Genomic DNA, 18,680 nt, shown 5'->3' with positions numbered 1-18,680 from the left:
AAATTGATAGAACGGCTTCATTCGCCCGGAACGAGGTGGCCGACCGGCTGCCGCGCGAGCCGCCGGTGCCTGCGACGGGACAGATAAAGCAGCAGGCCGGTCACGGCGAATAGCGGCATCATGGCGGCGGCCAGCATGAAGGCGAGCTTGCCGGGCCATGCCAGGATGGCGCCGCGGTGGATGTCGAGCACGCTGGCGAGGACGCGTTCGCCAAACGTCTTGTCGGCGTAGCGATCCGATGAGACGACGCGGCCGGTGAGGGCATCGATACGGAATTCGTCACGCACGACCTCGCGCGACGAGTCCCGCGGCCATGACCGCACGCGCACGGCCGTGCCCTCGCCGGCCGGCATGGTCAGGAGGACCCTTCCGTAACTGTTGTTCTCCTGCTGCAGGAACGCCGACCAGACGTGATCGAAGGCAAGCGGCTTTGCCTCGGCGTTGGTTTCGGTCTTGGCTTCACCCTTGCTCTCTGCAGCCGCGCCGCCGCGCGGCGGTTTGGGCTGCATCGCGTTCGCCGCGGCTGTGGCCTGAGGCCGCGCGAACAGCCAGTTGGCGCCGGCCTTGTACCACTCGAACGAGTACCACAGGCCGGTCAGCGTCATCACCAGATAGACCGGCAGCACCCAGGTCCCGATCACGGCGTGCAGCGAGCGATGCAGGCCGCGGCCGCGCAGTCCCAAATTCGGCTTCAGCCACATCTTGACGCTGCGCGCACGACGCGGCCAGCGCAGCACGAGGCCGGTGATCAGCATCACGATCAGGCAGATCGCGGCTGAGCCGGTGATCTTGCGGCCGATGCCATTGCCGTCGCCCGGCAACAGCAGCCAGCGGTGCAGCTTGCGGACGGTTGCGAAAAAGTCCTCGCCGCGCGGCGAGCCGAGCACGTGCCCATCATAGGGGTCGACATAGACCGAGGACGGCCGCGTGCCGCCTTCGCTGCGAGCAAAACGGATGCGGGCCGCGGCCGATGGATCGCTCGACATCGTCACGGCCGAGACCTTGCCGAAATCGCCCGCCGCCGCCAGCCGCGCGATCAACTCGTCCGGCGTGAGCCGCCGGGCTGCACTGGCCTCGACGTGCATCATCCGACTGTTCAGGCTGGCCTCGATCTCATCCTCAAAGGCCATCGTCGCGCCGGTGAGGCCGAGCACGGCCCACAGCAGCGCCAGCACGAGGCCAACCAGGGAATGGACCTGCAGCAGTGCAGCCTTGATTGGGCGCCAAACGTCACTCATCAGAATTTCACCGTCGCCGAGAGCGAGAAGCGCCGCGCGTCGCCCATCGCGACCGTCAGGATGCTGTTGGCCGAAGGGTAGTAGACCGTGTCGAACAGGTTCTTGACGTTGAACTGGTAGATGACCGGGAACGACTGGACCTTGGTCTCGTAGGTCGCAAACACGTCAGCGACCGTGTAGGCCGGCAGCACGAAGCTGTTCGCGGCATCGCCCGGCCGGTCGCCGACATAGCGCGCGCCGCCGCCGAGGCGAAGCCGGCCGGGCAGGGTGGTGCCGAAATCATAGACGAGGTAGAGCGATGCGGTGTTCAGCGCGACGTTCTGCAGGGCCTTGCCGGCGAGCGTCGGGTCCTCGGTTACGCGTGCGTCGGTATAGCCATAGCTGCCGATCATGCTCCAATTGTCAGTCAGCCTGCCGGTGACGTCGAGTTCGACGCCGCGCGAGCGAACCTTGCCTGCCGTACGGTACTCGACGATACCAGTCGTGGCGTTGAGCTGCGAAACCAGCACGTTCTTCTTGTCGATGTCGTAGAGCGCAAGTGTGCCGGAGATCTGTTTGTTGAAGTCGAACTTGACGCCGGTCTCCCACTGGGTGCCCTCTTCGGGCGCGATGTTGGACCCGATCACGACGCCGCCGGTAAGCGGCGCGATGGTCGAGGTGGGTTTCAGCGATTGCGTGTAGCTCGCATAAAGCGAGACCTGGTCGGTGAGCTTGAAGATGGCGCCGCCGAGCGGCAGCACCTTGTCGGCCGAGACATTGGTATTGGTGATGAACGGGCGGCCCTTGCCGGCGAGCTGGTCGTAATCCATGTATCGTACGCCGCCGACCAGCGCGAAGCGCTCGGTCAGATGCAGCGTGTCCTGGAAGAACAGCGACCACTGGCCGAGCTTGTCGGTCTGCGCGCTATCGGCGGCGGACACCGTCGTCCCCGGCGTGATCAGCCCATAGATCGGATTGTAGAAGTTGAAGCTCGGCGTCGCCTGCCGGATCAGGTCGTCGCGGTAGATCGTGCGGTACTGGCCGTCACCGCCGAACAGCACCTCGTTGCGAATGTTGCCGAGCCAGACATTGCCCTGCAGATAGGAGGTGCCGTAGCTGGCATTGCTGAGCGAGCCCCATGTGCCGTCATTGCTGCGGGTCTCGACGCCGGTCTTGGCGTTGACGCCGGTGATGCGGAGCTGGTTGGCGCTGAAGGTCTCGGTGTTGTAGCTGTAGGCCGCGAACAGCTTCCAGTCCTGGTTCAGCCGGTGCTCGACCGACGCCTGCATCAGGTCGGAGGTGCCCCACATGTTGTTGAAGGGCTCGTCGAGCCGGCGCGTCGCCGGGATCGCCAGCGGCGCCTTGGTCACGGAATCGAATGCGGTGCCGCGGTCGAACGGCGTGATGAATTCGCGGTGCTCGTAGTTGAGCTGGACGGTGGTGTTCTCGCCGTACCAGGCCAGCGACGGTGCGACCAGCATTTCGCGATGGCGCCCGAAATTGCGCCAGTAATCCTCGCTCACGCCATAGCCGATAAAGCGATAGGCGAGTCCGCCATCGCCGATCGGGCCGGTGATGTCGATGGTGCCGTCGGCTCCGGTTCTGGAGTTGGCATAGGTCGAGCCGAGCAGGGTCACCGAACCATGCTGGTAGAGCTCGGGGCGCTTGCTGATCGTGTTGACGATGCCGCCGGGATCCATGATGCCGTACAGCAGCGACGCCGGGCCCTTCAGCACCTCGACGCTTTCGACCGCTGCGTTGAGGCTGCGGCCCTGCACCAGCGGCATGCCGTTGCGCATGATCGAGCCGTCGCGGTTGTCGCCGAAGCCGCGGCGCATCACCGCATCCTGGGTGCCGGCCAGCGTATTGGCCTGGGTGACGCCGCTGACATTGGCGAGCGCATCGTCGAGGTTGCGCGGCAGCTGATCCTTCAGCACCTGCTCGGGCACAACGTTGACCGTCTGCGAGGTGTCCAGCGGCGAGGCGCCGCTGCGCAGCGTGGTTGGGCTTGGCATCGCGCGGTAGTGCAGCTTGGCTTCGTTGAGCGCCGCGGCGGCAGCTGCCGCGCGCTCCGACGGTGTCGGCGGCGCCGGTTGGGCATTCCGGCTGCGCTGCCGTGCCGCGGCGGCCGCCAGCGTTCGCTGCGCCGGCTTTGCCGCGGCGGCCGGCTTGCGCTTCGGCGTCGGTTGGTCGACCGAAACAGGCGGCAACGGGACGCTCGATTGGGCGTTTGCCTGCGTCGCCACGGAGGCGACATCGGCGAGCAGGAATGCTGCGCCGATCAGCAGATGGGTGCGGCCCTTGTCGGCGGCATTTCGACGGTCGCCGACAACCCGGCCATCAGCATTCACAGGCACTCTTGGACTTCCGATTCACGCGAACTCGTTCACGGCGCGCCTCTAGCAGTCGGCGTGCGCGAAAAGAACCGGAGCAGACTTGAATCTCTCTAACCGGAATGGATTTGAATCATTCTAAGACACGACAGGGCTCGCGCGTGTGCGCGAGCCCTGAACCTCGTGACCTGCTTGTCGCGTCTGCGCGTCAAATGGCCGTGCGATCGTCGCCTAAGGCTGCAGCCGTCGTCCTGTCACATCTCAGGTGTACGGTTTGCCGTAGGCCGCGCGATGCGCCTCACGACAACGCCAGGCTGACCGGCGTCTTGCCGACCACTCCCGTGCTCACGCCGTCGCGGGCCATGGATTCGATCGTGCCCCAGTTCTCGCGAAAGATCCGCGCCGCCTCGTTGGCGCTTTCCGCCTGGATCGTCAGACTGCACGCGCGCCTCGTGCCGTTGCTGGCGAGCTGGAAGTAGAGAACATATCCAGACGATTCCGCACTCCGTGCGGCCAGCGGTGCCTGCTGCATGTAGGTTTTCCCCAAAGTGTTTTTGTTGCGCCACCCGCAGGCAGGATTTGACAGGGATGCGGCACAGTCGTGGTCGCGATCGAGCTAAGCTGAACGTTTGTTCATTTTGTTGGCCGGTGTTGCCAGGATTCAACACCGGGTGGAACTTGCTGTAGCTCGTCACTGCAACTAAGCCGCGATCGCGGCATCAGCTCAACCGTCGTGGCGTCTACGCATCGCCCTCTGGATGGACCATCAGCGTCTCTTGGATCGCGGTGGCGAGCATCGCGCCGTCACGGTCGTGGACGCGCGCGATCGACAGCCCGCGGCCGCCATCCGCGCATGGGCTCTCGGTTTCGACATGCATCCAGGCGTCAGGCGAAAATACGCGATGAAACCAGATGCAATGGTTGAGGCTCGACAGATAGAGTGGCGCGCGCGACTGCAGATCGCCGAGATGGCCGCCGACGCTGGAGAAGTTGAGCCACCAGTCCGAGAGATAGGCGAACACCGCGGCCTGGGCGCGAGAAGCAGTGGTGAGCGGCTGCCTGGATCTGATCCAGAAGCGCAGGCGCGGCTCTGCCGTCGCGGCCGAGAGCTGACGTTCGATCTCGGGGATGCGGAAATCCATGCTGGGCTTGATGTGCTGGGAATAAGGACCGAGCGGTCGCAACTGCGCCATCAGCCCGTCGGGGATCATGGTCAGATCTGGCAGGCTTTCCGGATCCTCTGAGGGGGTGAATGGCGCTGCGTGCCGCGGACCCGATTGCGCTGCGCAGAACGTGGCCTGCGCGCTCAGGACCGTGCGCCCGTTGCCCTGGCTGCCCACGACGTGGCGTGAGGAGAACCGCTTACCGTCCTGCAGGACCTGCGCGTCGAACGTGATGCGGCGGCCGGGATCGGCACCGCGCAGGAACAGGAGCTGCAGCATCGCGGCGGGACGATCTTCGGGCGCGCTGAGGGTCGCGGCCATCATCGCCTGGCCAAGGATCTGGCCGCCATAGGACCGGCCATTGAGATTGCCGTCGCCGAAGCGGCTGCGATAGCGGAGCGGGGCGATCGTCTCGAGCGAGACCAGCGCCTCGGCTGCCTGATTGTCCCATTGATCGCAAGTGAATTCGCTGCCTTCCGCGACGCGCTTGCGTTGCCCGTCCATTCCGATCACATCGCTGGGAATTTCTGTGGTCCGGGATAGAGCGGATAGCCGGCGGCGACACCGTATTCGCTGATGCCAAATCCGGTCTCGTTGCCGCTCTTGAGCCGGACGACATGATCCGACAGCGTCCGTGCGATGGCGCGCGTCGCCGCATCGTCGAGGTTCCAGATGTCGTGCCCGGCATGGCTCTCGCCGCGGTCGTCGCCATGGGTCCAGCCTTGCAGGCCGCCATACATGCCGGCCTTCAGATAGAATCGCGTCGGCAGTCCATGCATCCTGACGCGGCGCGGCTCGCCGCGATCGAATGTGAAGGTGAAGTCGGCCGACGCGATGGTCTGACCGAGCGGATCGTCAGCCCACTCGATCTTGTGCTCCAGCGAGGTCACCTCGCGATGCGACACCGATCCGTCGGCTTCGCGGTGGAACTCGGTGCCCGAGAGGTAATGCGGCTTGCCCGGCGCGCGCTCCTTGATGAAGATCGATAGCGCCGACTCCGGGAACTGGAACATCGACCAGGTCCAGAAGAAATTGCGATGGGTCGCGACCGGCGGCCTGGTCTCGTCGGTGCGCATCTCGGATCGCAGGCCCCAGGAGCGGTCGCGCTGCCCCCACCACAGCTCGGGCTCGATCTCGTAACGCTTGCCGTCGGCGACGATCCAGCCGCGCCAGCGGCCGAATTGCGAGACGCGCGCGAGGTCTTCCTCGACGACACCGTTGCGCTCGCGAAAATTCTGCTTCTCCTGCGCCGCCGGAAAGCTCGCCTTGAATTCGAGCGCGAAGCTGATGCCGGACGGATTGTCGGCGAGCGAGATCCTATGCAGGCTGTTACCCTCGACGATCTCGATCCTGAGCCCGCCGACTTCCGTCTCCAGCGGACGGGTCCCGAGCCGGCGCGAGGCACGGAAATTGTGCTGACGCCGGCCGATGGTGATGCCGGCAAAGCCGTCGATCACGTTGCGGTTCGGGTAATAGCCGAGCCCGATGTCGATCAGCAGTTCGCTGCCGTCGATCGGATGCGCGGTGTACCAGTAGCGTTCGGTGAACCTTGCATCGCCGCCGCCTGCCTTGGCAAACGGCTGCGGCGTCTGGTGGCCGATGAGATCGTCCTGGGCTGTCAGCATTGTTCTTGTCCTTGTGTTTGAGCCGGTTCGGTCGGATGGGTAGCGCGGGATCAGTCCTTGGCCGGGCCGGCGCCCACGATGTCGCCGAACAGCGCCCAGGTCTTGCCGTCGAAGCGGGCGAAACGGCGCTCGGTAATCGCTGCGTAGTCCTGCGGCGTGGTCTGGATCGTGATGCCCGGGAGCAGCATCGGCAGCTCGATGCCGCTGAGACTGGTGGCCTGCTTCAGCACGTTCTCGCGCGTGAGATTGTCGCCGCAGCGCTGCAGGATGATGGCGCCGAGCTGGGCGGTGGTGTAGCCGGTCACCGCGATCACGTCGTTCGGGTCCATCCCCGGCATATATTTCGCGGCGAAGGCGAGATAGTCGGTCATGCCCTTGTCATTGGCCCAGGCCGGATCGTTCGGCGTCTTGTAGGAAGTCGTGGTCAGGATGCCGGTGGAGGCCTCGATGCCTGCCGGCACCAGCACGCCGGCGATCGAATTCGCGGTCGAGCCGAGGAAGATCAGCGGTTTCCAGCCGAGCTCGTGGATCTTGCGGATCGCCATCGAGGCGAACTTGTTCTGCGCGGCGATCAGGATGGTGTCGGCGCCCGATGCCTTCAGGTTCACGATCTGGGAGTCGATGGTGGGCTCGGTCGACTGATACATCGCCTCCTTGACGATCATCGTCTCGGCCATGGCACCGAGCCCTTCCTTCAGGCCAAGGACAAAGTCCTTGCCGATGTCGTCGGCCTGCAGCAGCACGCCGATCCTGGCGTCCGGCTTCTCGCGCAGGACGTAACGCGCGATGATCCGCGACTCGTTGACATAGGTCGGCGAGTAAGGCGTTGTCCAGGGAAACTGCTTTGGATCGTTCCACCGCGTACCGCCGCTCTGCACCAGCAGATGCGGAACGCCGTTGCTGTTGAGATATTTCTGGATCGCGGCGTTGGTCGGCGTGCCGAACGGCGCCATGATCGCGAGCACCTTGTCGTTCTCGACCAGCGCGCGCGTCACTTCGACGGTCTTGGGCGGGCTATAGGCGTCGTCGCGGGTCAGGAAGTTGATGTGGCGGCCATTGATGCCGCCTTTCTCGTTCAGCATCGTGAAATAGGCGAGCATGGTTTTCGGGAAGCTCGCATAGATCGATGCCGGTCCGCTGTAGGGCGCGTTGGCGCCGAGCAGGATCTCGCTGTCACTGACCCCCGGGCCATAGGCCTTCTGGGCATTCGCCGTTCCGAGCGCGCCGGTGAGCGCGAACGCCCACACCGCAAGCGTGACGATTGGCTTCCGCATCTTCCCCTCCCATGACGCCCTCTTTTGCGGGGCTGGTTGATCCGGCGATGGAAGCCTTGAAAGGCTTTACCCCTCGCATCGGCTATGCAATAATAGACCGTCTGTCCGGATTATCAACTGGAATCTACGGACGGCGTATCGGCCTCATGCGTGACGGAAACATCCGCAGGCGTGCGCGGCCGCATGACGGTGTGGAGGAAACATGAAGCTGACGCAGGCGCTGATCGCGGCGGTGCAATTGCGCAAGGACGCACCCGGCACCATCCACGCCGGACGGTCGCGGAGCTGGAAGGAGATCGGCCATCGCGTCGCCTGTGCCGCGGGCGGGCTGCGACGGCTCGGCGTCGATGCCGGCGATCGCGTCGCCATCCTCGCGCACAACAGCGACCTCTATATCGAGGCGCTCTATGCCATCGCCTGGGCCGGTGCGGTCGCGGTGCCGCTCAACACGCGCTGGGCGGTCGCCGAGAACGCCTATGCGATTGACGATTCCACGCCAAAACTGTTGCTGGTCGACAAGGCCTTCGCCGAGATTGCGTCCGCGCTGCGCGGCGCAAAATCACTCAGCGCAATGGTCTATCTCGATGAGGGGCAAGTGCCCGACGGTATGCAAAGCTATGACGAGCTCATAGCGCATGCGCCGATCGAGGACGCCTCCGGCGCCTACAACGATCTCGCGGGCATCTTCTACACCGGCGGTACCACCGGGTTTCCCAAGGGCGTGATGCTGTCACATGCCAACATCATCTATGAATCGCTGGTCTGGATCTATGCGCTCCGGTTCCGTGAAGATACCCGGTATCTGCACTCGGCCGGCATGTTCCATCTGGCCGGCACCTCGCCGATGATCGCGCTGACCCTGGTCGGTGGCACGCACGTGACCATCGCGAAATTCGAGCCCGAGCTCGCGATGAAGACCATCGCCGAGCACAAGGTGGATTACTGCCTGTTTGTGCCGACCATGCTCAACATGATGCTCAACCATCCATCCTTCGGCACATATGATCTGAGCAGCGTCAAGGATTGCGAATATGGCGCCTCGCCGATGCCCGACGCGCTGCTGGTCAAGCTGATGCGCGTGCTGCCGAGCTGGCGCTTTCACCAGGGCTACGGCATGACCGAAAGCGCAGCGCTGGCGACCATCCTGCCGTGGGAGTATCACGCGCTGGAAGGGCCGCTGGCGGGCAAGCGCAAATCGGCGGGGCGGGCAGCGCCAGGCGTTGAAATCCGCATCATCGATCCCGCGGGCAATGAGGTGCCGCGCGGGACGGTGGGCGAGATCGCGATCCGCGGCGCCGGCGTGATGCTCGGCTATTGGCGCAAGCCTGAGGAAAGCGCGCGCGTGCTGCGCAACGGATGGCTGCACACCGGCGACGGCGCCTGGATGGACGAGGACGGGTTTGTCTATATCGTCGACCGACTGAAGGACATGATCGTCTCGGGCGGCGAGAACGTCTATTCCGGCGAGGTGGAGAACGCCATCTTCCAGCACGAGCACGTCAAGGAATGCGCCGTAATCGCGGTGCCCGATCCGCAATGGGGCGAAGCGGTGCACGCCATTGTGGTGCCGAAGGACGGCAGGAGTCTCGATTCCGAAATGGTGATCGCGCACTGCCGCACCTTGATCGCCGGTTACAAGTGCCCGCGTTCTGTCGATATCCGCCTCGAGCCATTGCCGCTGACCGGCTCCGGCAAGATCATGAAGTCGGCGCTGCGCGAGGAGAAGTGGCAAGGCTATACGAGGTCGGTCAATTGATGCAGGAGACTGCGAAACGATCCGATGATGCACCGGCCGCGCCGGAGCCTGTTCGCCCGGTCGCGGTGGATGACGATACAGTGCGGGCCGCACTGGCGCAGCATTTGTCGCGGATATCCGGGACCCGGACGGAGATTGTCGGCTTCGGCCGCAAATCATCGGGTTTCTCCTGGATCACCTATGCGTTCGTGGCCCGCACTGCGGCTGAAGGCGACCGCAAACTGATCCTGCGCGTCGGTCCACCGAGCGGGCTGTTTGCGCCTTACTCGGTGCTGCCCCAGGTTTATGCGCTGCAGTCGCTGGCCGGCAGCGGCGTACCGGTGCCGGCGTTGGTGTCATCAGAACAGGATGGCGCCGAGATCGGCTTTCCGTTCTTCATCTGCGTGCATGTCGAGGGCGACGTGCCGGCGCCCTGGGCGGCGAGCGAACTCGATCCGGACCACAAGCGCGCGGTCGCCCGGCAGTTCATCGAGATCCTCGCGTCGCTGCACCGGGTCGACGCGGATGCGACGCCATTCGCATCGCGGCATCACAGCGGAGAACGTGCCGAAGTCCGCGCCATCGCCGGCTGGCGCGCCTCGCTGGCGCGGCCGACGGCGCGTTACTATCCGCTGCTCGACTGGGGTGGACGCTGGCTGCAGGACAACTGTCCGCGGCCGCCGCGCCGGACCATCGTGCACGGCGACTACCGGATCGGGAACTTCATCGAGCACAACGGGCGGATCACAGCCATCCTCGATTGGGAGCTCACGCACCTGGGCGATCCGCATGAAGATCTGGCCTGGGCGATGCTGCCGACCTTCAACGCCAGGAGCCGCAAGCTCTATGGCGTGCTCGAGCGCACGGAGGTGATCGATCTCTATCAGCGCGCCTCCGGCATTCCGGTCTCGGACAAGAGCCTCGCCTTCTACGAGGCCTATGCGCTGTATCAGGCGGCCGCGATCCAGATGTGCGCGGTGCGCGCCTTCGAGGTCGATCGCTTCAACGACATGCGGCTTGCCGTGATGGCAAGCCAGATGCCCTCGATCGTGCGGGCCTTCGAGCGCGCATTGGAGGCCGCGGCATGAGCGCGTCATTCGAACGGCTGATCGACGGCATCATCGATGCACTGCAAAGCCATGTCGTGCCGAACAGCAATGACGATTTCGTTCGCGGGCAGGTGTTCTCTGCAGTCTACGCGCTGAACGGGCTGAAGCTCGCAGCCGACTGGAAGGCCGGGCCGCTGCTCGAGCAAGTGCGTCTGCAGGACGATACTTTCGCGACGGTCGAGCGACTGGCCGGCAGCATGACGCATCCGGAGGTTCCTTCGACGCCGCGCATCCAGGGCGGCCCGTCCGACGTTGCCGCGATCGAGGCATTGCGCGACGATGGCGACCGGCGGCTGGGGCAACTTCTGCTCTGGGCGAGCGGGGAGCACGCACGGGCGGCTAGTCCCAATGCTGCGACCGAGATCGAGCGCCTGCTGCGGCGGGCGATTTGCGACCAGCTCAAGATCGAGCTTGCGACGACGCCGAAGTCGATGCTGCAGCAGATCGCGGGTCGCGAGCGCGACGGTGGTGCGGCGCAGGGCTAGCGTGGTTTCGTCGCCGACCGCCGCCGGGATGCATCGTTGCACGCCTTCCGCGACCAGCGGCGACGCTCACGAAGAAGCTTGCCGGTCCATGGCGCTCATGCTATTAATTCACCGAACGGTCGTTCGGATTATTATTGAATGGCCGATAGACATCCGCGGCAAGCGGCCGGCGAGGGAGACGGAGCGATGAACATGATGACCGGCGTCCCGCCATGGGAACGGCTGATCCGGCCCGACCGGGTGCACGGATCGCTCTACACCGACCCTGACATCTTCGAGGCCGAGCTCAAGAACATCTGGTACCGCACCTGGGTCTATGTCGGGCATGAGAGCGAGGTGCCGAACGCCAACGACTACGTCGTCAAGTCGATCGGCCCGCAATCCGTGATCATGACGCGCGACGAGCAGGGCAAGGTCAATCTGCTGCTCAATCGCTGCTCGCATCGCGGCAACCAGATCTGCTCCTATGAGCGCGGCAATGCCCGCTCGTTCACCTGTCCGTTCCACTCCTGGACTTTTGCCAATGACGGCCGCCTGGTCGGTTATGCCTTCCCCGACGGCTATGAGGGGCAGGACAAGTCGCAGCTTGCGCTCGGGCGGGTGACGCGCGTCGAGTCTTACCGCGGCTTCGTGTTCGGCTCGTTCGCGGCCGATGGCCCGACGTTGAAGGAGCATCTCGGCGGCGCCGCCGAGACCATCGATCGCCTGGTGCGCACCTCGCCGGAGAACGAGGTCGAGATCACGGCGGGCTTCCTCAAGCATCGCGTCAAGGCGAACTGGAAGTTCATCCTGGAGAACGAGTGCGACGGCTATCACCCGGCCTTCGTGCACACCTCGATCTTCGGCGTCGCCGACAGCATGATCGGCAAACTCTATGGCGGAGCCTCGACCGCGCTGACGCGCGACTACGGCAACGGCCATACCGAGATCGACCTGCGGCCCGAGTTCCGCAAGCGCGACGCGCCGATGAGCTGGTTCGGCACCAGCGAGGACCGGTTGCCGGACTACACGGCGCGCATGAAGGCCGCCCATGGCGACACCGCCGCGCGGGAGATCATGATCGACGGCACGCCGCATGTGATGATCTTCCCGAACCTGTTCATCGCCGAGATCCAGATGTTCGTGATCCAGCCGCTCGGCGTCGACGACAGCGTGCAGCACGTCACCGCGTTGCAGTTCAAGGGCGCGCCCGATCTGAACCGAAGGCTGCGCCAGCAGACCATGGGCTCGGTCGGCCCAGCCGGCTTCCTGCTGGCGGACGATTCCGAAATGTACGAGCGCTGCCATCGCGGCGTGCTGGCGCGCAATCCCGAGTGGATCTTCCTCGGCCGCGGCGAGAAGCGCGAGCGGCAGGACGAACTCGGCTTCACGGTCGGCCACGTCACCGACGAGGTGCCGTCGCGCGGCATCTGGACCCATTATCGCAAGTTGATGGAGCCTAGCTGATGCTGTCGCGCGAGAGCAGCGCCACGTTGATGAGCGCCATCACCGCCTTCCTTTATCGCGAGGCGCGGCTGCAGGACGAGCATCAATACGAGGCCTGGGAAAAGCTCTGGACCGACGACGGCGTCTATTGGGTGCCGGCCAACGGCGCCGACATCGACCCGGAACGGCAGATGTCGATCATCTACGACAACCGCTCGCGGATCGCGCTGCGCGTCCGGCAGCTGATGACCGGCAAGCACTTCACCCAGACGCCGCAGTCGAATTTGCGCCGGCTGATCTCCAATATCGAATTGATGGATGACCAGCCTGATGATGGCGACATCGCGGTCGCCAGCAACAGCCTCATCTTCGAATCGAGCCTGCGTGACGACACGCTGTGGGCGGCGCGCAATGAATACCGGCTGCGCCATGTCGATGGCGAATTGCGGATGGCCGCCAAGAAGGTCATCCTCGTCAACAACGACAAGGCGATCTACACGCTCTCGTTCCTGGTCTAGAGGAAAACGCGCCATGATCGACAAGGGCCCCGTTCTGCTCGATATCACCGACGGCATCGCGCGGCTGCGGCTCAACCGCCCCGATGCGGCCAACGGCATGAGCGTCGAGCTGCTCCGCGCGCTGTGTGACGCCATCATGGTCTGTCATGGTCATTCCGATCTGCGCGTCGTGCTGCTGAGCGGCGAGGGTACCAATTTCTGCGCCGGTGGCGACGTCCGCGCCTTTGCCTCCAAGGGCGAGAAGCTGCCGGACTATATCCGTCAGGCGACGGCGTATCTGCAGAATGCGGTGACTGGATTGCTGCGGCTGGAGGCGCCGGTCATATCATCGGTGCAGGGCTTTGCGGCGGGCGGCGGCGGCTTCGGCCTGGTCTGCGCTTCCGATATCGTGATCGCGGCGGAATCGGCAAAGTTCCTCGCCGGCGCGACGCGGGTGGCGATGGCGCCGGATGCCGGCGTCTCCGTTACGCTGTCGCGGCTGGTCGGCCTGCGGCGGGCGATGTCGATCCTGTTGACTAACCCGGTGATCCCGGCTGCCGAAGCGTTGCAGATCGGCATCGTCACCAGGGTCGTGCCCGATGCCGAGCTCGCCGATGCATCGCTCGCGCTGGCCCGCGAGCTTGCGGCCGGCGCGCCGAAGGCGCTGGCGGCGACCAAGCGGCTGATCTGGGCCGGCACCGGCACCAGCATCGAGCAGTGCCTGTCGGAAGAGGCGCGCACCGTCGCCGAACTCTCGGGGATGGCCGATGCACGCGAAGGCCTCGCCGCGGTGATCGAGCGGCGCCAGCCTGTATTCACGGGGCGCTGAGGTGGCGAGCTTGCCATTCGGACGTCTCGATGGCCGCCGCGCCTTCGTCTCCGGCGGCGCGCGGGGCATCGGTGCTGCGATCGCGCGCAGCTTTGCCGGCGCGGGCGCCAGGGTTGTGATCGCCGATCTCGATGTCGCCGCGGCCTCGGAGCTGGCGCGCGAGACCGGCGCCGGCGTTGCAGGATTAGACGTCAGCGATGCCACGGCAGTGCAGGCTGTGATGGCGCAGGACGGCCCATTCGACATTGTCGTCAACAATGCCGGCATCGATCAGCATGCCTTCTTCACCGATACCACGGCGGAGGATTGGGCGCGGCTGATCGCGGTCAATCTCACCTCGGTCTTGGCCTGCACCCACGCCGCGTTGCCGGCGATGCAGGCGGCGGGCTTTGGCCGCATCATCAACGTTACCTCGGAAGCGGCGCGGCTCGGCTCAAAGGGCGGCGCGGTCTACTCCGCGGCCAAGGGCGGCGTGATCTCGTTCACCCGGAGCATCGCGCGGGAGAATGCACGCTATGGCATCACTGCGAACGCGATCGCGCCGGGACCGATCCGCACGCCGATGCTGGAGCAGGCGGTGGCAAAGGGCGGCGACAGAATCCTGCAGGCAATGACCGGCGCAACGCTGCTCGGCCGCCTCGGCGAGCCGGAGGAGGTCGCGGCTGCCGCGCTGTTCCTGGCTTCCGACCAGGCCGCCTATATCACCGGAGAGACGCTCGGCGTTTCCGGCGGCATGGGCATCGGCGGCTGAAATGGGCAGCGCGGACGACGATATCGCAATCACGCCGGTCGATCGCGCGATCGAGCGTTTGCGCGCGATCTATCGCGGCTGGACCCGCGATACATCGGCGGCGCAGATGCGCGACGACTGGGACGCCGCCTTTGCCGGCTGCTCGGTGCCGGTGACGCGCCAACCGGTCGCCGCCGGCGGGGTCGACGGCGAATGGCTCGTGCCGACGGGCGCATCGCGCGACAAGGTGATCCTCTATTTTCACGGCGGCGGTTTCCGTATCGGCTCGGTCGCGTCGCATCGCGACCTGGCCGCACGGATCGCCGATGCATCCGGCTGCCGCGTGCTCTCGATCAATTACCGGCTTGCCCCGGAGCATCGTTTCCCCGCGGCACTCGAGGATGCGCTGATTGCCTATCGATATCTGCGCGATCAGGGGCTGCATCCGGCGGATATCGCCTTCGCCGGGGATTCGGCCGGCGGCAATCTCGTGCTGTGCGCGATGCTGGCGGCGCGCGACCGTGGCTTGCCGCTGCCCGCCGCCGCCGCGCTGATGTCGCCCTGGACCGATCTTACCGCGAGCGGCGCGAGCTATCAGAGCAGGGCCGAGGCCGATCCGATCCACCAGCGCGCGATGATCCTGGCGCTGGCGAAGAACTACCTTGGCAAGGACGGCAATGTCCGCGATCCGCTGGCCTCGCCGCTTTATGCCGATCTCACCCGTCTGCCGCCGCTGCTGGTGCAGGTCGGCGACCGCGAGACCGTGCGCGACGATGCGACGGAACTGGCCGCCCGGGCGCAGGCTGCCGGTGTCGACGTCAAGCTCCAGGTGTGGGACGGCATGATCCACGTCTTCCAGATGTTCCCGGAGATTTCGCAGGCGCGCGAGGCGATCGCATCGCTGGCAGCTTTTTTGCGCAACCATCTTCACATCGGCCATGAGAGGGCGCCACAATGAACGTCATGACGTCGGATCCGCGCCAGCTCACTGAGGCCGAGTTCCACTTTTCGGAGCAGCCCAATCTGCCCGAGGAGCTGCGCATGCTGCGCGAGCAGGTGCGCCGCTTCGTCGAGAAGGAAGTAGTGCCGCATGCCGAGGCGTGGGAGCGCGACGGCAAGATCCCGCGCGAGATCTATCGCCGCATGGGCGCGCTCGGCTTTCTCGGCATGCGCCACGCGGTCGACCATGGCGGCACCGACATGGGGCCGCTGGCCTCGATGGTATTCGCCGAGGAGTTGGGGCGCTCCAGCTTCGGCGGTTTCACCTCGTCGATCCTCGTGCATACCGACATGTCGGCGGTGCACATCTCCTTGCGCGGTACGCCGGAACAGAAGCAGAAGTATTTGCCGGCGATTATCCGCGGCGAGACGGTCTGCTCGATCGCGGTGACCGAGCCCGATGCGGGCTCCGACGTCGCAGGCCTCAAGACGCGGGCGCGGCGCGACGGCGACAGCTGGGTGATCAACGGCGCAAAGATGTTCATCACCAACGCGGTCTATGGCGACATCCTGATCGTCGCCGCGCGGACCGACCCGCATGCCAAGGGCAGCCGCGGCATCTCGCTGTTCATCGTCGAGCGCAACACGCCGGGCATCACGGCGACCAAGCTCGACAAGCATGGCTGGCTCTGCTCGGACACCGCCGAGATCGCGTTCCAGGACGTGCGCGTGCCGGCGGAAAACCTGCTCGGCGAGGAGAACAAGGGCTTCTATGGCATCATGGAGACCTTCCAGAACGAGCGCATCTGCATCGGCGGCATCTGCGCGGGCGAATCCGCCAAGGCGATCGAGCTGACGACGAATTACGTGAAGACGCGGCAGGCATTCGGCGGCCCGCTCTGGAATCAGCAGGGCGTGCGGCTGAAGCTCGCCCAGCTTGCCGCGAAGGCGGCGGCGGCGCGGGCGCTGGCCTATCAGGCCGCCGAACTCGCGACGGCCGGGCAGGATTGCCTGCGTGAGGTCTCGATGGTGAAGGCGCTGTCGCCCGAGGTGCTGCACGAGGTCGTGCATGGCTGCCTGCAACTGCACGGCGGCTCAGGCTTCATGCGCGGCACCCCGATCGAGCGCATGGTGCGCGACGCGCGGGTGCTGACGATCGGCGGCGGCGCCACCGAGGTGATGCTGGAGGAAGTGGCGAAAAGGATGTGACGCCGGCGCTCTTTCTTACCTCGCCCCGCTTGCGGGGAGAGGTCGGATCGCATCGTGAGATGCGATCCGGGTGAGGGGGAGTCTCCACGAGCGTTTCTGGCAGCGCGTCTGCGGATGCGGCCCCTCACCCCAACCCTCTCCCCGTAAGAACGGGGCGAGGGAGCAGACCTACGTCCGGGTCATGTCATTTCTGGGCACGAGCGCCCTGGCCGACAGTCTGCGCCGCAATGCCCGGCTTCAGCCGCCAGTCCTCGCCAAAATCCGCGAGCGGGTGGAAGAACAGCGGCTCGGTGGTCTCGAGCCGCCGCAGCCGTTCGGCATAGTCGTTGAGATAGCGGTGCCGCGTGGCCTCGTCGACGAAGTTCACTGAATACGACACGAACGGCGGCAGCACCTTGCAGCCCGCATAGGCCAGCATGCCGTTCTGGATCGGCCACAGCACCACATCGAGCGCACCGACCAGCCCGTCGGGCGCGCACATGCCGGGATAGGCGGCGGTCGAGGTCACGACCATGGCGCGGCGGCCGGCAAGGCCGCCGGTGTCGTAGCGGCGGCCGCTGCCGTAAATTGCGCCGTTGACGAACACGCGGTCGATCCAGCCTTTCATGATGGCGGGGACCGAGAACCACCACAGCGGAAACTGCAAGATCAGGAGGTCGCACCACAGCAGCTTCTCGATCTCGGCGGCGATGTCGCCGCTGAGCGCCCCGTGCTGCAGATTGTATTTCTGCTCGCGGTCATATTGCAGCCGGTCGGGAAACCGCCGCGCGCCAAAGTCTTCGGCGGTCGCTACCGGGTTGAACCGCATGGCGTAGAGATCGGAGATCCTGACCGTATGCCCGAGCGCGGTCAGTTCCGCCACCGACCGCGCCAGCAGTGCAGCGTTGAACGACTGCGTCTCCTGATGGGCAAAGACGATCAGGACCTTCATCTCTCTAGTTCACCGGCTTGAAGCTGAGCGTCGCGGCATCGGCCTGCATGATCTGCAGCTTCTGGTTGGAGAAGCGGACGCCGGGACCGAAGCTGATCGGCGCCATCACGCCGGTCTCGACATTCCTGGTCTTCTCCAGTTCCGAGATGGTGCAGGCCCAGGTCGGCTGCTTGCCACAGCGCTCGATCGCCGCGATCAAGACCTTCGCGGCGGCATAGCCGGTCATGGTGTAGCGGTTGATGCCCTTGAACTCGGCCTCCGACACCAGCGGCTTGGCCTTCTCGAGAAACGCCTTGCCCGCCGCGCCGGCGAACGGCTCGACATAATCAACGGCGTAGATGCCGTCGCCGGCCGGGCCCATCAGCTTCAGTACCGGCTCGATGCGGCCGGGCCAGAAGATGCCGGTCACCGGCTTGATGTTCAATTTCTCGAGCTCCTTTGTCATCGCGATGTTCTCGGCGATGATGCCGCCGGCCAAAAACACCTCGGCGCCGGCATCTTTCAGCTGCAGCATGTCGGACGAGAAGTCCTGCTGGCCCTTCTTGTAGTTGCCGCTGTAGACGACGTTCAGCTTCTTGGCCTTGACCACGGAATCGAAGCCGTCGCGCACGGTGATGCCGTAATCGTCGTCCTGGGTGATCAGGCCCCATTTCTTGCCGGGGTTCCTGTCGGCGAGGAAGTTGACGAGGTGGATGATGCCCTCCTCGTAGGATTGCCCGACCACGAACACGTTCTTGCGCGCCGGCTCCCACAGGAATTTGACCGGCGCGACGTCGATCACGGTCGGGATACCGGACTTCTCCAGCACCGGCATCACGGCGATCGACTGGCCCGAACCGGAGATGCCCAGCATCGCGAAGACCTTGTCGACGTCGATCACCTTCTTGACGCCCTGGATGGTTCGCGCGGTAACGTAGCCGTCGTCCTCCAGCACATATTTGATCTTGCGGCCGTTGATGCCGCCGGCGGCGTTGGCTTCGGCGATCGCGATCTTGTGGCCGATCGAGGCGGCGACGCCCAGCAGCGCCGGCGGGCCGGTCAGCGGCTCCACGTCGCCGATCAGGATCTCGCTGTCGGTGATGCCGGGATCGGCGGCAGTAGCCGGGCCGGTCGTGAGACAGGCCGTGGTGAGCAGCAGCGCAACTGCTGCCAGGTGTCTGATCATTGTCTCCTCCTCAT

The 18,680-nt window shown here is 65.2% G+C and carries 17 protein-coding genes; 9 read left to right on the top strand and 8 right to left on the bottom strand.

What is annotated here, in order from left to right; genetic code table 11:
• Positions 1–17: 17 nt before the first annotated feature.
• From ACVI1L_RS04245 to ACVI1L_RS04220, 6 genes are all read right to left on the bottom strand, one after another.
• A complete protein-coding gene (locus ACVI1L_RS04245; protein ID WP_456782357.1) occupies positions 18–1,238 on the bottom strand; it encodes a PepSY-associated TM helix domain-containing protein in 1,221 nt (406 codons plus the stop codon).
• Complete coding sequence (locus ACVI1L_RS04240) at positions 1,238–3,568, bottom strand: TonB-dependent siderophore receptor (RefSeq protein ID WP_456785506.1); 2,331 nt, start codon at positions 3,566–3,568, stop codon at positions 1,238–1,240. Before ACVI1L_RS04240 ends, ACVI1L_RS04245 begins: the two co-directional genes overlap by 1 nt.
• Before the next feature lie 280 nt (positions 3,569–3,848).
• Positions 3,849–4,082, bottom strand: a complete 234-nt coding sequence (locus tag ACVI1L_RS04235; protein ID WP_159109512.1) for a hypothetical protein — start codon at positions 4,080–4,082, stop codon at positions 3,849–3,851.
• Positions 4,083–4,290: 208 nt separating this feature from the next.
• Positions 4,291–5,217 carry an acyl-CoA thioesterase gene (locus ACVI1L_RS04230; RefSeq protein WP_141342413.1) on the bottom strand — a complete coding sequence of 309 codons (927 nt, stop codon included), beginning with the start codon at positions 5,215–5,217 and terminating at the stop codon, positions 4,291–4,293.
• Between the two features lie 5 nt (positions 5,218–5,222).
• The gene (locus ACVI1L_RS04225; RefSeq protein WP_456782356.1) at positions 5,223–6,338 is read right to left on the bottom strand and encodes a hypothetical protein; all 1,116 of its coding nucleotides are present in this window, start codon (positions 6,336–6,338) and stop codon (positions 5,223–5,225) included.
• A 50-nt stretch (positions 6,339–6,388) separates the two neighbouring features.
• Positions 6,389–7,612 carry an ABC transporter substrate-binding protein gene (locus ACVI1L_RS04220; protein ID WP_456782355.1) on the bottom strand — a complete coding sequence of 408 codons (1,224 nt, stop codon included), beginning with the start codon at positions 7,610–7,612 and terminating at the stop codon, positions 6,389–6,391.
• 202 nt (positions 7,613–7,814) lie between these two features.
• On the opposite strand from ACVI1L_RS04220, the gene ACVI1L_RS04215 reads away from it, so the two are divergent.
• From ACVI1L_RS04215 to ACVI1L_RS04175, 9 genes are all read left to right on the top strand, one after another.
• Positions 7,815–9,368: an acyl-CoA synthetase gene (locus ACVI1L_RS04215; RefSeq protein WP_456782354.1), complete on the top strand. Its 1,554-nt coding sequence runs from the start codon at positions 7,815–7,817 to the stop codon at positions 9,366–9,368.
• On the top strand, positions 9,338–10,435 hold the full coding sequence (locus tag ACVI1L_RS04210; protein ID WP_456782353.1) for a phosphotransferase family protein: 1,098 nt from the start codon (positions 9,338–9,340) through the stop codon (positions 10,433–10,435). Before ACVI1L_RS04215 ends, ACVI1L_RS04210 begins: the two co-directional genes overlap by 31 nt.
• The gene (locus ACVI1L_RS04205) at positions 10,432–10,941 is read left to right on the top strand and encodes a hypothetical protein (protein WP_057018857.1); all 510 of its coding nucleotides are present in this window, start codon (positions 10,432–10,434) and stop codon (positions 10,939–10,941) included. The genes ACVI1L_RS04210 and ACVI1L_RS04205 overlap by 4 nt, the downstream gene beginning before the upstream one ends.
• 186 nt (positions 10,942–11,127) lie before the next feature.
• Positions 11,128–12,387 carry an aromatic ring-hydroxylating oxygenase subunit alpha gene (locus tag ACVI1L_RS04200; RefSeq protein WP_057018905.1) on the top strand — a complete coding sequence of 420 codons (1,260 nt, stop codon included), beginning with the start codon at positions 11,128–11,130 and terminating at the stop codon, positions 12,385–12,387.
• A complete protein-coding gene (locus tag ACVI1L_RS04195) occupies positions 12,387–12,884 on the top strand; it encodes an aromatic-ring-hydroxylating dioxygenase subunit beta (protein ID WP_168858853.1) in 498 nt (165 codons plus the stop codon). Before ACVI1L_RS04200 ends, ACVI1L_RS04195 begins: the two co-directional genes overlap by 1 nt.
• Positions 12,885–12,897: 13 nt before the next feature.
• A complete protein-coding gene (locus tag ACVI1L_RS04190) occupies positions 12,898–13,692 on the top strand; it encodes an enoyl-CoA hydratase/isomerase family protein (RefSeq protein ID WP_057018855.1) in 795 nt (264 codons plus the stop codon).
• Between the two features lies 1 nt (position 13,693).
• The gene (locus tag ACVI1L_RS04185) at positions 13,694–14,443 is read left to right on the top strand and encodes an SDR family NAD(P)-dependent oxidoreductase (RefSeq protein WP_057018854.1); all 750 of its coding nucleotides are present in this window, start codon (positions 13,694–13,696) and stop codon (positions 14,441–14,443) included.
• A 1-nt stretch (position 14,444) separates the two neighbouring features.
• Entirely contained in the window at positions 14,445–15,380 is a 936-nt protein-coding gene (locus ACVI1L_RS04180; protein WP_456782352.1) for an alpha/beta hydrolase, read from the top strand.
• The gene (locus tag ACVI1L_RS04175; protein ID WP_082653921.1) at positions 15,377–16,570 is read left to right on the top strand and encodes an acyl-CoA dehydrogenase family protein; all 1,194 of its coding nucleotides are present in this window, start codon (positions 15,377–15,379) and stop codon (positions 16,568–16,570) included. Before ACVI1L_RS04180 ends, ACVI1L_RS04175 begins: the two co-directional genes overlap by 4 nt.
• A 184-nt stretch (positions 16,571–16,754) precedes the next feature.
• Here the strand turns inward: ACVI1L_RS04175 and ACVI1L_RS04170 are convergent, their stop codons facing one another.
• Together ACVI1L_RS04170 and ACVI1L_RS04165 are read right to left on the bottom strand one after the other, a co-directional pair.
• Positions 16,755–17,501 (bottom strand): NAD(P)H-dependent oxidoreductase, encoded by a 747-nt coding sequence (locus ACVI1L_RS04170; protein ID WP_057018852.1) that lies wholly within the window; start codon positions 17,499–17,501, stop codon positions 16,755–16,757.
• Between the two features lie 4 nt (positions 17,502–17,505).
• Positions 17,506–18,666, bottom strand: a complete 1,161-nt coding sequence (locus tag ACVI1L_RS04165) for an ABC transporter substrate-binding protein (protein WP_057018851.1) — start codon at positions 18,664–18,666, stop codon at positions 17,506–17,508.
• Positions 18,667–18,680 lie beyond the last annotated feature (14 nt).

The organism is Bradyrhizobium sp. USDA 4516 (assembly GCF_054055915.1).
This window is presented reverse-complemented; position numbering and strand designations above follow the sequence as displayed.

What these genes read in the sequence shown, in the direction of transcription:
- ACVI1L_RS04220 (WP_456782355.1), bottom strand. Translation starts at nt 7,612, where the DNA reads ATGCGGAAGCCAATCGTCACGCTTGCGGTGTGGGCGTTCGCGCTCACC.
- ACVI1L_RS04195 (WP_168858853.1), top strand. Translation starts at nt 12,387, where the DNA reads ATGCTGTCGCGCGAGAGCAGCGCCACGTTGATGAGCGCCATCACCGCC.
- ACVI1L_RS04235 (WP_159109512.1), bottom strand. Translation starts at nt 4,082, where the DNA reads ATGCAGCAGGCACCGCTGGCCGCACGGAGTGCGGAATCGTCTGGATAT.
- ACVI1L_RS04225 (WP_456782356.1), bottom strand. Translation starts at nt 6,338, where the DNA reads ATGCTGACAGCCCAGGACGATCTCATCGGCCACCAGACGCCGCAGCCG.
- ACVI1L_RS04230 (WP_141342413.1), bottom strand. Translation starts at nt 5,217, where the DNA reads ATGGACGGGCAACGCAAGCGCGTCGCGGAAGGCAGCGAATTCACTTGC.
- ACVI1L_RS04245 (WP_456782357.1), bottom strand. Translation starts at nt 1,238, where the DNA reads ATGAGTGACGTTTGGCGCCCAATCAAGGCTGCACTGCTGCAGGTCCAT.
- ACVI1L_RS04190 (WP_057018855.1), top strand. Translation starts at nt 12,898, where the DNA reads ATGATCGACAAGGGCCCCGTTCTGCTCGATATCACCGACGGCATCGCG.
- ACVI1L_RS04200 (WP_057018905.1), top strand. Translation starts at nt 11,128, where the DNA reads ATGAACATGATGACCGGCGTCCCGCCATGGGAACGGCTGATCCGGCCC.
- ACVI1L_RS04215 (WP_456782354.1), top strand. Translation starts at nt 7,815, where the DNA reads ATGAAGCTGACGCAGGCGCTGATCGCGGCGGTGCAATTGCGCAAGGAC.
- ACVI1L_RS04205 (WP_057018857.1), top strand. Translation starts at nt 10,432, where the DNA reads ATGAGCGCGTCATTCGAACGGCTGATCGACGGCATCATCGATGCACTG.
- ACVI1L_RS04180 (WP_456782352.1), top strand. Translation starts at nt 14,445, where the DNA reads ATGGGCAGCGCGGACGACGATATCGCAATCACGCCGGTCGATCGCGCG.
- ACVI1L_RS04165 (WP_057018851.1), bottom strand. Translation starts at nt 18,666, where the DNA reads ATGATCAGACACCTGGCAGCAGTTGCGCTGCTGCTCACCACGGCCTGT.
- ACVI1L_RS04170 (WP_057018852.1), bottom strand. Translation starts at nt 17,501, where the DNA reads ATGAAGGTCCTGATCGTCTTTGCCCATCAGGAGACGCAGTCGTTCAAC.
- ACVI1L_RS04175 (WP_082653921.1), top strand. Translation starts at nt 15,377, where the DNA reads ATGAACGTCATGACGTCGGATCCGCGCCAGCTCACTGAGGCCGAGTTC.